This window comes from Sunxiuqinia indica (assembly GCF_009847015.1).
GTDB lineage: Bacteria > Bacteroidota > Bacteroidia > Bacteroidales > Prolixibacteraceae > Sunxiuqinia > Sunxiuqinia indica.
In genome coordinates this window covers 50,889-64,786 of the sequence record NZ_WVEM01000011.1, presented here as the reverse complement: position 1 = coordinate 64,786, position 13,898 = coordinate 50,889, and the positions used below count along the sequence as shown (strand labels likewise).

At 40.5% G+C, this 13,898-nt stretch carries 6 protein-coding genes; 3 read left to right on the top strand and 3 right to left on the bottom strand.

The window, feature by feature from the left end; all coding sequences use genetic code 11:
- The first annotated feature begins 8 nt into the window (after positions 1-8).
- The 3 genes from GR929_RS15925 to GR929_RS15915 all read left to right on the top strand — a co-directional run bounded on the left by GR929_RS15925 (position 9) and on the right by GR929_RS15915 (position 4,482).
- A complete protein-coding gene (locus GR929_RS15925) occupies positions 9-2,573 on the top strand; it encodes a TonB-dependent receptor (protein ID WP_159521585.1) in 2,565 nt (854 codons plus the stop codon).
- 98 nt (positions 2,574-2,671) lie between these two features.
- Positions 2,672-3,538, top strand: coding sequence for a FecR family protein (locus GR929_RS15920; protein WP_159521583.1), 867 nt, complete (start codon positions 2,672-2,674; stop codon positions 3,536-3,538).
- Between the two features lie 11 nt (positions 3,539-3,549).
- Entirely contained in the window at positions 3,550-4,482 is a 933-nt protein-coding gene (locus tag GR929_RS15915; protein WP_159521581.1) for a DUF4382 domain-containing protein, read from the top strand.
- 139 nt (positions 4,483-4,621) lie between these two features.
- On the opposite strand, the gene GR929_RS15910 is transcribed toward GR929_RS15915, so the two are convergent.
- The 3 genes from GR929_RS15910 to GR929_RS15900 form a co-directional block, all read right to left on the bottom strand.
- On the bottom strand, positions 4,622-7,900 hold the full coding sequence (locus GR929_RS15910) for an HYR domain-containing protein (protein ID WP_159521579.1): 3,279 nt from the start codon (positions 7,898-7,900) through the stop codon (positions 4,622-4,624).
- Positions 7,901-8,179: 279 nt separating this feature from the next.
- Positions 8,180-13,231, bottom strand: a complete 5,052-nt coding sequence (locus GR929_RS15905; RefSeq protein WP_159521578.1) for an HYR domain-containing protein — start codon at positions 13,229-13,231, stop codon at positions 8,180-8,182.
- Positions 13,228-13,677, bottom strand: coding sequence for a hypothetical protein (locus GR929_RS15900; RefSeq protein WP_159521576.1), 450 nt, complete (start codon positions 13,675-13,677; stop codon positions 13,228-13,230). Before GR929_RS15900 ends, GR929_RS15905 begins: the two co-directional genes overlap by 4 nt.
- Positions 13,678-13,898: the final 221 nt, after the last annotated feature.

Below are 13,898 nucleotides of genomic sequence, written 5' to 3'. Positions count from 1 at the left end.
AAACCTTGTTGGAAAAGCATCAAACACATATTGTCTTTAGCCTACTTCTTGTTTTATTAAGCATCTCTGGTTTTGCACAGGAACAAGTCATTTCCGTACACGCTGAAAACAAAAGTCTGAATACCGTTTTGGAAGAAATTTCGGCAACATACCACACGCCATTTGCTTTTGATGCCGACTATTTTTCGACCATCAACGTAACGATTCATCAGGATAAAATTTCAGTCACTGATTTTTTAACTTTATTGAGCGACCAATATCACTTGCTTTTCGAGAAAATTGAAAACACCTACGTGCTCTTCGAAAACCCGGCACCTCTACCTCCGAAAAAGCCGGAATTCATCACGCTAAAAGGTCAGGTTATTGATCAAACTACCGGCGAGCCATTGCTGTTTTGCAGTGTCGCTTACGGTAAAAACCTTGGAACAATCACCAATGAGTTGGGAATTTTCAACGAAAAGATTACAAAAACGGATGAGATAACTATCCAAATTAGTCATTTGGGCTACCAGCGATTAGATACTACGATGAATATAGTTCCGAATGAATTCCATCAGATTGCCTTGGTACCCTTTGCCATCCACATTGAAGCGATTGAGGTTCATCAACAAGAAAAAAATGTGATTGAGATGGGCAAGCAAAACGGACGAATGGCCTCTAACCCCAGGCAATCAGAAAACTTGCCCCGAATTGACGACAGCGATTTAGTGACTTCGCTGAGTTTGATTCCCGGCGTTAATTTTCTTAGCGGACAATCCTCCGGTATTTCCATCCGCGGAGGCTCCCCTTCCGAAAACCTGATTTTGCTGGATGGTATGCCGATCCTGGAAACCAGCCACTTGTTTGGCAACCTGAGTGTACTCAATGCCAAATATATTTCGCAAGCTTTTGTGTCGCGCGGTGCTTTTGACGCCTCGTTTGGCGAGCGGATTTCAGGCGTTGTAGAGCTAACCGGGAAAGATAATTATTACCGTCCAAGCCTTGATCTATCAGCCAACCTACTCAATGTAAATGCATCGGGGCAACTTCCTATTGGTCAGGTCATCTCCATCAGTGGAGCCTACCGGAAATCCTACATCGACCAGTGGGAAAATTATTTGTATCGGCAAATTTTAGAGCAAGGCACCCAGACCGATGATCAGGCATCGGTATCACCAACTGTTTTGTACGATGATGCCAACCTAAAACTAAGCATTAAACCTTCAGCAAGTCAGGAGATATCGCTGAATGCCTTTCAAAGTAACGATCAGCAAAATCGCAACTTTATTTTCAGCGACAACTCCCGGTTTTTCAAGGCAGATGAGGCAACCAGCGAGAACCGTGGCATTGGAGGAAATTGGAGATACCAAGCAGGAAATTGGCAACATCATTTCAACCTCGGATACAACGAACTAAATAGATACTCGGCTTCGGCATCGGGTTTGGAGCCAAACAAAAACGGAAAAGGCGGAAAGAAAGAATCCGATACTAACGAGAACCATTTACAGGAGACCATGGTCAATTGGTCGAGCGAATGGAAAACAGGAAAACTCACCCATCAGTTTGGAATTGGAGCCAACGTTGACGAAGTTTCCTACTCGTACACTAGCAATAAAACGGTTGGGAATGTCAAAATTGACTCTATCAATTACGATTCTAAAGCAACAATTCTACATGCTTTCTTACAAGAAGAAATCCAGTTGACCGAAAAACTACACGCCAGGCTTGGAGTGCGGGTGAACCAGGAAAACATCCAGAATCAACTCTATTTTCAACCACGATGGGGAATTAGTTATACGATTTCGGAAAAGCTAAATCTGTTTTACTCCGGTGGAATTTATAACCAATTTATGTCTCGAATCAGAAAAATAGACACGGATGGAAACAGTGACTTAGTTTGGTTTTTACCCGACTCAACAGAAGTTGGCATTCTGGAATCTCAGCAACATGTTTTGGGTTTGCGCTATGAAAACAACGGTTTATCAATCAACGTCGAACCCTATTATAAAACGACATCGGGAAAAGTCAACCTGTACGCCGAGTTGAGTGGCGGCAAAGAAAAAACCATTCGCTATTCTACTCGAAATGGAGAATCTGAGCATTATGGCTTTGATGCGCTGATTCATTACAAACAGGGAATGTTTACGCACATGCTGGCCTACTCCTTATCGAAATCAACCGAACAGTTTGAGGTTTTTAATAATGGTGAAAGTTATCCGGCTTTTGATGATCAACGCCAACGAATTCGCTGGACCGAGATGGCCCGATACAATAGTTGGATTCTATCAACCAATTTAACCTATCATTCGGGCAGTCCTTATCTGATCACACAAAGTGAAGAAACTGGAATTAGTCAGGAGTTTGGTCGCCTACCTTTTTTCGCCCAAGCCGACTTATCGTTAATGAAGCGGTTCAAGTCAAAATTTTTCACCATTAGCTCAGGCATTTCACTGCTCAATATTTTAAACCGTAAAAATGTGTTAGAAGTTGACTATTTCAATATTTCTGACAATACCGGCTCTTATTCCATACGCACCGACATCACTGCCCTGAAATTTACGCCCGTTTTTTTTATCAACATCAAACTTCAATAAACCAACACATTACACAGGCCTGAGGAAAATAATTCACTTTCTTGGTAGGGTATTTTCAATTGAATGGATAGTAAGGGTATCAATCAATCATTTGAGCTATGTGCACGACCAACAAATCTGAGTTTCCAATTTTACTTGTTCTGCCGAACAAAAAAGACCGGTTGGAACAGGTGATTGAATCCTATCGGGTTCCGGAAACGAAAGATGAAAAGGTTGTGTTGAGAGAAATCATCCAGAAAATTGGAGAGGGAAAAAACAAACAGGCAAAGGAAAAATCTTTACAACACAAGTTTTACCGAATTGCAATTCCCATTGCAGCGAGCCTTATTTTGGTTTTCCTTCTTCAGTTTTTTCTTGCTGAACAGTCGTTTGAAAATCAGACCCAGCAAGTTCTCACATTTCGACTTCCTGATCAATCGCGCGTTGTTCTCAGCCCAAACAGCACGGCTAGTTATCCTAAATATTGGTGGAAACGGCAAGTTGATTTAAATGGAGAAGCTTATTTTGAAGTTGAAAAGGGAGAAAAATTTACGGTGCAAACCCAGCTCGGAGCAGTCCGTGTTTTGGGTACACGATTTCTGGTTTCTGAAAAGCAAAACAATATGCTTGTCAGTTGCTACGAGGGGAACGTGAAATTTTCGGACAACAAGCAGGAACAACTAATACCAGCCGGAAATTCGCTGGAATATAAAAACAATCAATTAACCGGTTTAAAAGAGCTTGCGATTGACTATCCAGAGCTCGCAGTATTCAACAGAACGTTTAAAAACCAGGAACTTTCAGCCTTAACTGAAAATCTGGAACAGTTTTTCAACATTAAGATTAAACTCCAAGCCAGTACCGGGAAACATTTTTCGGGAAAGATAAAAACAACAAATGCAGAAATAGCTGTCCGCATTGTTTGCCGATCGTTGGGACTGCAATACCAAATTAACTCAAGTCAAGAATATATAATTAACGAATAAAAATAACAGTTATGAAAGTTAGATTAAAAACAGCATCAATTATACTTTTTGCGATGATGGCAGGATTTTTCATGTCATGTACAGAAAATAGTCAAGATCCGAACAGCGGAAGCTTGTCAGATGAAAATTCGAATGGCTCACTAACAGGGAAAGGCCATGTGTCGTTTTTATTGACCGATGCTCCGTTCCCAACCGACATGGTGGCCGAAGCCAATGTAACAATCGATAAAATTGAAATCCGCATGGTGGCTGATTCAGACTCTACAGAGAATGACTCAACGACATTTATCACGGTTTCTGAAGAAATGATGGAATTCAATTTACTGGATTTAAGAAATGGCGTAACTGCGGAATTGACCGAAGCAGAATTGGATACAGGAACATATGATTTGATCAGAATGCATGTGGTTGATGCCAGCGTGGTATTGAACGACGAAGATAGCACAACTTACGACCTTAAAATTCCAAGTGGATCGAGCAGTGGGTTGAAAATTAAAATCATGGACGGACTAACAGTTGCTGACGGCGGCGCATCTACAGTATTATTGGATTTTGATGTAAGTAAATCATTTGTTGTTCAAGGGAATGCGAAAAGCAAAAAGGGCATTAAAGGTTTTATTTTTAAGCCAGTAATACGCGCCGTAGTGCAAGAAGATTTCACAGGCATTATCAACGGATATGTGTCAGTTGGAGATACCATTGCTATTGGAAATGCAACCGTTGAATTTTATCAGATGGATTCATTAATTACTTCAGCATTAACCGACACAACCGGCTACTATGCAGCAATTGGTCTTCCTACAGCAGATTACGACATTAAATGCATTGCTGAAGGATACGAAGAATTTGAAACTTCAGGTATCGTTGTCATTGCAAACGACACAACATCAGTCGATATTTTGTTAACACCTGTTGATGTGCCAGCTGAAGAAAGTGGAGAATAATCAATCAATCAACCCGAAAGGGATATCTTAATCAATCAATTCGAAGTGTAAGCCTCCTGAGTCAGGAGGCTTTACTTTTTTACAAAAAGAAAAAGGCAGCTGTTTAGACTGCCTCTTTCTTGAATTATTTTGTATGTGATTACTTCTTAATAATCTTCTTGGTAAATTCCTTGTCGCCCAATTTCAGCGTAACAAAATAAATACCATCAACCTGCCCAGACAGGTTAATCATAATCGGATCAGACAATTGATATACCTGACGATGAATTTCCTGACCAACAAGGTTACGAACAAAGATTTCTCCTTCTAACAAATCACCATTCTTCACATCAACTTTAATAAATCCATCAGTTGGGTTAGGATAAACTCGGTATCCAAATTCACTAGTCAGCTCATCGAAACCAGTTGGAATTTGAACAACTACAATTATTTCAACGCTTGCAGTTGCACCCATTTTATCGGTTGCTGTTAGCATAAACTTATGCTCTCCCAACTCATCAGCTGTGGGAGATAAGGTCAATTTCATATCAGCTTCGTTCATGCTGATCCAGTCCGGAAGTGCAGAACCATCTTCTGCAGTTACAGAAATGCTCAACTCATCACCCTCATCATTATCGCTAAATAAGCCGGATGCAGCCGGCAACTCAACTGTTTTCGTACTGTTTTTATCGATATAAACAGTATCGATTGAACCATTTGCTTCGGGTGCTGAATTAGCTAAAACAGTTAAAATAAAGCTGGTACTTGTTTCATCAACTCCTCCGTTAGCAGTACCTGCGTTATCTTTCAATGTCACGGTAATTTCGGAGCTTCCACTGACCTGTCCTGCCAAAGTGAGAGTCAGCACAGCTGTTTCTTCTTCTTCGATGTGAGTTACAACCGCTCCTGTTACCAAAGATGGGTCTGCAGCTTCGGCTGTAATTGTGCTTACAACTTGCGCCATACAATCATCTCCAGCACTAATACCTGATAATGGCACTTCCATTGTTACGGTATAAGGTGATACGGCTTGATCTGCTATAGCGTCGATCACCGGAGCTTTATTGATTCCTGCAACGGTAACTGCAAAAGAGCTTTCTGACGTATTTCCGGATGCATCAGTGGCGGTAAATGTAACAACAGTTATTCCTACCGGGAATTCGCTTCCACTAGCTAAACCTGCCGTTTGCTCTACCGTAACTCCGCCACAAATATCAGTTGCAGTTGGAGTTTCAAACTCAACCACCGCAGAACATTCATCAGCTGATGCAACAACAGTGGAGATGTCCTCCATGCTATCAATTTCAGGTTTGATACTGTCGGCAATAGTCACAATTGATGCACAGAAATCATAATTCCCACTGTAGTCGGTGACAGTCATGGTAACCAAATTTTCACCAAGGTTTGAGCAATCAAAATGTTTCTTGTCTAATAAGGGTAAGTGAAAACTACAGTTATCGGTTGTGCCATTATTAATAGCGGCTGAAGTAATAGACGCTTTTCCTTCTTCATTTAAATATACCGTAATGTCCTTACAAACCGCCACTGGTTTCTCAGTATCCAGATCGGAAATCTCATACACATCCGATATAACCATGCATCCATTGCCATCGGTCACCTCTACTAGATAAGAACCGCTACCAGCTTCCAAATCCTGCTTGGTCGAGATAACTTCGGATGTCGGATAGGCAAAGTTTGAAATCGTTAAATAACCTTCCCCTACTCCTCCATCAGTTGAATAAACCGTGAACCCAATGGCATCTCCCGCTTCAGCCTCAAATGAAACATGGCCTGATTGATCTGAAGGTCCTCCATCATCGGTTAGAGGGATTCTGTCATTATTTATATAGAATGCAGGATCAAATCTTGGTCCCCAATCAATAGTTGAGTAATCCCAATCAAACGAAAAACTCCCGCCTTCAATAACAACAATAGTTGCCTGAGTGTAGACGCTATCTGTACCATTATTATTTCCTTCAATTTCCAATGAGATTGTCGATATTGACACATTACCATCTCCAGCTCCTGTGTCAACAAGCCAATTATCAGGAGAATAGTATCCGCTGAAATTTTCGCCATTCCCAAAAGCTGATTTCCATTCATAGGAATACGGTTGTGCTCCACCTTCAACTGAAATATCGATTAACCCGTCTAAACTGCCCGGACAACTGGCATCTGTTATATCTCCTAAAACGATTGACTGCGCACCTGCTTTTTCAACAGAAACAGGCCCAAAAACAGCCAATGTATCAAATTCTATTGGCCTTAAGTATTTTATTCCTGCATCGGCTTTGACAGTGGGCATTGACATTTCCGATGTTATGACCAGTGAATATTCACCCGCCGGAATATTCGTTAAATCCTGGTTGGTAGAAGTAAAATCATCAGACCCGGTCCAGTTATAACTTAATTCGTAAAAATACCCCTCCGGAGCAGGGCTAGCCCCAAGTGATACTTCTTCCGGCAGCGTCCCAAGACTTAGCACCGCTGAATTTGTCTTTGCAAGTTTCTGATCGCCAAGCAGTGAAGCTGCACCGGTTGGTGCTTCTTTAGCACTTAAATCAAAATCAACCCCGTTTGTCCAAACCACATGGGCCAAATCGGTTGGGCTATATCCACCGAAAGCCAATGCGTCATAACCAGAAAACAAATAGTTTCGGTCAAAATAATAAAGTTCATTAATATAGTCAGCATACAGGTTATCATCAATAACCCAAACACCTAAATTAGTATTGAAATAAACAAAATAGGAACCATTTGAGTAAACTTGATATCCTTCGCCATCACCTTTATCCTGAATATTTACTGCAGAATAAACTCCGTCAACATCGGCAGTACCAGCCCCAGAGATTGCAAAAACATCACCGCTAAAGGATCCTGTTGGAATTGGATCAGCCCCGAGCATTCCTGATGGAACACCTGTTGTTACATTCGCGGAAGGAGGAAACGCATTGGACACCCGGCTGTACTTTAAATTAGATTTAGAATCAGATGTTTTAGCTTTACCACCCCACACCGGAATTAAATTTGACCAAACGGCATCTGCCAAATTAAGAGATCGAGTTTCATCCAAATAATATAGTTCATCCCAATCACCTGCCACTAAATTATCATCAATTAGCCAAGCCTCGGGACCCCAATGAAAATAAATAAAAAAGACCCCATTGGAATAGATGTCATTCAAACCAGCATCTCCACGATCGAGAGGAAAAACTGGAGAATAAATACCATTAGCATCTGCTGTTCCAGCTCCTTCAACTAAATAAGTATTTCCCGCGCCTTGTACGGAAATAAATATCGCACCATTGTTTCCATTAGTACAAGAAGCACTGATGACGGAATCAAGGCTGACCTCAACTGACGTAGTTGGAACAACATCAATAGAAAATGCCAGAAAGCTAATCAATACAAAAGAAAAAAAAGTAAAAATGTGTTTCATAATTTTATTATTCTGGTTTTTAATTCGAAAACTGACCTAAATGTATCATATTTCATTGTTTTAAACATCATAGAATCATTCTGAATTATCAAACATGTGTTCACAGCTATCACCTGAATAGGCAGCATCGTCTTTTAAGAAAAATATCTGACTCTTTGCTGTGATTGCGTGTGCAGCTCATTCACTTGCCGAGAACAGGATCCATCCGGGTAACCTTTTAGACAATACGATTTTTTTTTATAGTATTGCCTCTTCTTTTTTGAATTATTTTGAATTTGATTACTTCTTAATAATCTTCTTGGTAAATTCCTTGTCGCCCAATTTTAGTGTGACAAAATAAATACCACCAACCTGCCCAGACAGGTTAATCATAATCGGATCAGACAATTGATATACCTGACGATGAATTTCCTGACCAACAAGGTTACGAACAAAAATTTCTCCTTCTAACAAATCACCATTCTTCACATCAACTTTAATAAATCCATCAGTTGGGTTAGGATAAACTCGGTAGCCAAATTCACTAGTCAGCTCATCGAAACCAGTTGGAATTTGAACAACTACAACTATTTCTACGCTTGCAGTTGCACCCATTTTATCAGTTGCGGTTAGCATAAACTTATGCTCTCCCAACTCATCTGCTGTGGGAGAAAGAGTCAGTTTCATATCCGCTTCGTTCATGCTGATCCAGTCCGGAAGTGCAGAACCATCTTCTGCAGTTGCAGAAATGCTCAACTCATCACCCTCATCATTATCGCTAAATAAGCCGGATGCAGCCGCCAACTCAACTGTTTTCGTACTGTTTTTATCGATATAAACAGTATCGATTGAACCATTTGCTTCGGGTGCTGAATTAGGCAGAACAGTTACGGTAAAGCTGGTACTTGTTTCATCAACTCCTCCGTTAGCAGTACCTGCGTTATCTTTCAATGTCACGGTAATTTCGGAGCTTCCACTGACCTGTCCTGCTAAAGTGAGGGTCAGCACAGCTGTTTCTTCTTCTTCGATGTAAGTTACAACCGCTACTGTTACCAAAGATGGGTCTGCAGCTTCTGCTGTAATTGTGCTTACAATTTGCTCCATGCAATCATCTCCAGCACTAATGCCTGATAATGGCACTTCCATTGTTACGATATAAGGTGATACGGTTTGATCTGCGATAGCGTCGATCACCGGAGCTTTATTGATTCCTGCAACGGTAACTGCAAATGAGCTTTCTGACGTATTTCCGGATGCATCAGTGGCAGTAAATGTAACAACAGTTGTTCCTACGGGAAATTCGCTTCCGCTAGCTAAACCTGCCGTTTGCTCTACCGTAACTCCGCCACAAATATCAGTTGCAGTTGGAGTTTCAAACTCAACCACCACAGAACAGTCATCAGCTGATGCAACAACAGTGGAGATGTCCTCCATGCTATCAATTTCCGGTTTGATACTGTCTGCTACTGTAACAATACTTTCGCAAAAATCATAATTACCATGATAATCATTAACGGTCAGTGTAATCAGATTTGGACCTAAATCGTCACAATGAAACTTCTCTGTATTTACGTAAGGAACAATGTGAACTCCACAAGCATCATACGAGCCATTATCTACCGTTGGTCCATCAATTTGTACAAAGCCTGTTTCATCCAGATAAACCGTTACATCTTTACAGATAGCAACAGGCTTGGAATTATCCTCGACAGTAACAGTTGAAACACAGGTAGAAACATTTCCATAGATATCTGTTACACTCAAGGTCAATTCATTCTCTCCTATTTGTTCACAACTCAATGTAATCGCGGCATCAGATTCAATCTCCAAAACAACCTCAGTACAAGCATCATAAGAGCCATTATCAATCATGTCGGGAGTAATAATAACAGCTCCCAGCGTATCTAACGATATCGTGATGTCTTTACAAATAGCAATTGGGGCAATAGTATCCAGAACCGTTACGGTTGATTGACATTGACTTGAATTTCCTGAAGCATCTTCAGCCGTTAGAACAACTGCATTCTCTCCAACATTGGAACAATCAAAGGCAGTAATATCAAGTGAAAGGTCAAAACTACAGTTATCAGACGAACCATTGTCTATAAATGTGGGATCAATCGCAATATTACCAGTTGCATCCAGGTAAACGGTAGTGTCCTGACAAATGGCAACCGGTGTAATGGTATCCAAAATAGTAACGGTAGAAACCTCAACTGTCGAGTTACTGTTAACGTCAGTTAATGTAACATCTACTGGTACCGGAGTAAACAGATCATCACAACTAAATGAGCTAATACTTAAAGTGGTATCCTGAATGGTACAATTATCAGATGCATTGGTAACAACGTCTGCTACTACAATTGAGGCATTACCGTCAATATCTAAGTATAAAGTGGTGTCTTTTACCGTTAGTGCAGGATCAACATTATCTTCTACAGTAACCATTGCCGTTTTGCTTGTCGAATTACTGTTTACATCGTTCAACGTAACCTGAACCGAATTTGAACCAATATCACCACAATCAAATGAGCTTACGCTTAACGTAGTGTCTTGGATCGTACAATTATCAGAAGCGCTTGTTACCAAATCAGCAGCAACAATCGAAACATTACCTGAAGCATCTAATTGAACTTTTAAATTCTGAACTGAAAGTGTCGGAGAAATGGTATCTTCAACAACAACATCAAAACTAGTACTTGAAGTATTTCCTGACATATCCATTATAATGTAGGAATTGGTAGTTGTTCCAACAGGAAACATATCCGCTAAAGGTATTCCGTGTGTTTGCTGAACTGGAAGATTTGGCGTAATTGAAGGGGTATCTACCAAAACCTGAAGATTATCCATTTTTGAACCATAATGCCCCACCCAGAACTCAGCATCCTTACCCCCATGCTCAACAAAAATGTACCGGACTCCAGTTCCATAACCACTAAAAGTATGTGATATAGTTTGCAAACTGTTCGTACAAGTGAGGTTCCCGGTGTTAAACGTAGTGATAACAGCCCCCTGTGCATCTCGGAGCTGAACATTTAGGAAATAGGTGTCGCCATAGTTGGGCCATCTTCCAATATAATCTTCCGAAACTGTAATATTAGGAGCAGCATTTAAGGTGGCTGTATCATATCCCTGGGCAAGCAAATCAATCACCTGACTCTTTATATTAGTTGCATAAGAAGTGACGAACATACCTCCTGAAACCGCCCAGCCATTCCCATAATTCTGGGTGATGTTCCATCCGTTCAAACTACCATTGGCATTACCATTGTATGCCAAATTCCCATTTGAGTTACAGTTATCGAAAGTCGAAAATTTTACGTTGACGTATGTTCCACATTGATTTGAGTCAGCATAGAATGACAGATTTACCGGTGGAACAATTTCCGGATCAGTTGTGTCTTCCACAGTAACCGTTGCTGTTTTGCTTGTCGAATTACTGTTTACATCGTTCAACGTAACCTGAACCGAATTTGAACCAATATCACCACAATCAAATGAACTCACATTGATCGTCGTATCCTGAACAGTGCAATTATCAGAAGCGCTGGTAACCAAATCAGCTGCAGTAATCATGGCACTACCCGAAGCATCCAACTGAACGGTGATATTTTGAACGGTAAGAGAAGGATCAACATTGTCTTCCACAGTAACCGTTGCCGTTTTGCTTGTCGAATTACCATTCACATCATTCAACGTAACCTGAACCGAATTTGAACCAATATCACCACAATCAAATGAACTCACATTGATCGTCGTATCCTGAACAGTACAATTGTCAGAAGCACTGGTAACCAAATCAGCTGCAGTAATCATGGCACTACCCGAAGCATCCAACTGAACGGTGATATTTTGAACGGTAAGAGAAGGATCAACATTGTCTTCCACTGTAACCGTAGCAGTATTTGATGCAGAATTTCCAGCAGCATCAACGGCAGTAAGTGATACCGTGTTTGCACCAACTTTACTACAATCAAAAGAAGTTTTATCCAGGCTAAGCCCTGTAATCCCAATATTGTCTGTTGAGCCATTGTTGATATCAGTTGTTGTAATAGATGCGCTTCCAGAAGCATCAAGCTGAACGGTTATATTTTGTGTCGTCACAACAGGAACAATGGTATCGGCAACTGTTATCATTGCAGTTGCATTATCTGTTGCAGTTCCATCAGTAGCAGTGTAGCTAAATGTAAACGTTCCAACATAATTTGTTGGTGCCTGATAAACAAAAGCCCCTGTTTCCAAATCAAACGAAGTAAATGATCCTTGAGATAAAGTCGGTTCGGTTGTTACGTCTAAGTCATCTCCATCAGCATCCGTATCGTTTGTTAAAACATTCCCAGAAACTGTGCCACCTGTATTCGCGTTATAAGTACCGTCGTTGTTGGCAACTGGAGGGGTGTTTGTATTTTCAGCGATGAAAGTTACCGTCCCTCCATAAGCGGTGTTTCCAAGGTTATTTGTAGCGTAAGCTCTCACATAGTAGGTCAAACCTGTAGTCAAACCTGTTATCGTACTTGTATAACTTCCAGTTCCCGCACCATCCGTGGTATGACTACCCGAAATGGTAGGTGAAACAGCGGTACTCCAGCATACTCCATGGGCTGTAATAGAAGATGCTCCTGTACCAACACTAGTGATATTCCCTCCACAAGTAGCTGACACTCCTGTAACACTAGATACTGCATTTGTAGTAAGTACAGGATAACCAGGCGCCATTGTGCCACCAGCACCATCATCAACAAAGAGATGTGGATTAGCAGATTGATCACTATAGTTGAAGCAACCAAACCCCAATCGATAAGTGCCTGCTGTTGGCGCCGTGAAAGTCACTGTGTGCCAGCCACTACTGCCATAATCTCCAGTTGCTGGTACCAACCCGCTACTTACAGTGCGAACCAGAGTAATAACTTCCTGATAACCCACTTTTGAAAAAGACGCAAACGATCCATCGTCATAAGGGTCATAATCTTCAGAAACGTAGTTCCACCAAAAAGTTATCTCTTGATTTGCCAGAAGAACTACGTCTTGATATAATATTCCAAAATTTGTCGCTGAGCTAAAACTTAAAGAACCTGATGTTAAGTTTAACTCCGTTTCAGCGGCAGATTGCATATATGAACCTACTGGAATAATATGTGCCATTTGACTGTCAGCAGGGTTTACAGTCCAACCTGTTATGGTTGTTCCTGTACTTACCGTGGCTCCATTTTGTGTCCAACCTGTCAAAGTAGCTGAACTATCCTCAAATCCTTCATTCGTAATTTGGGCTTGAATGCTATAAAAACTTCCTGTCCCAAAGAATAACGCTAGAAAGAAGACGCCATTAATTAAAGTTATAAATCTCTTTCTCATCGTGACATTTCATTTAATATTAAGTCTTCAACACTCCACATCTTATCAGATTTTTTTAAGGAAACATTAACTGCTACCATTTTGTAGGATTCGGAATCAAGATCATAATCATAGAAATAGTTCACTGTCGCACTTGCACTATTATGACCAACTTCAAAAAAACGGAAAGCAAAATACGCTTGTACCTTATTCACTTTGACCATTTCTGAAGTCTGAAAAACAACTTTTGAAGGATCCACCAGCTTGATCATTTCATTTGAAAACTCAATTGGATATTGGCTGACTATCTTGACAACATTCTCGTCTGAAGTCAATTGTCCATATTGCTCGAAAACAGGCAAATCAATACACAACTGCATAATCTGCGCCTGATTCAGCGAACTCTGAGCAAACAAACTGCTCCCAAAAAGCAAAATAGTCAATAACGCTAAGTAAATTTTTCTCATACGAACTAAATTAGTTATTGTTTGATAAAATTAAGATTCCCCACCCCTTTTACTTTTCATATTATTTTCTGCCCCTACGCTCACGAAAGTCATAAACACGAAATATAAATTAAGACAACAAGGTATTTTTTTCGTAACTTATTATAAAGAAGTATAAATTTAAAAGAATAATAGTTCATGACAACTTTAAAAAATCGAAAAAAATACGAAATGTACATTTC

Coding starts and splice junctions, on each gene's coding strand:
- GR929_RS15920 (WP_159521583.1), top strand. CDS start 2,672: ATGTGCACGACCAACAAATCTGAGTTTCCAATTTTACTTGTTCTGCCG.
- GR929_RS15915 (WP_159521581.1), top strand. CDS start 3,550: ATGAAAGTTAGATTAAAAACAGCATCAATTATACTTTTTGCGATGATG.
- GR929_RS15910 (WP_159521579.1), bottom strand. CDS start 7,900: ATGAAACACATTTTTACTTTTTTTTCTTTTGTATTGATTAGCTTTCTG.
- GR929_RS15905 (WP_159521578.1), bottom strand. CDS start 13,231: ATGAGAAAGAGATTTATAACTTTAATTAATGGCGTCTTCTTTCTAGCG.
- GR929_RS15900 (WP_159521576.1), bottom strand. CDS start 13,677: ATGAGAAAAATTTACTTAGCGTTATTGACTATTTTGCTTTTTGGGAGC.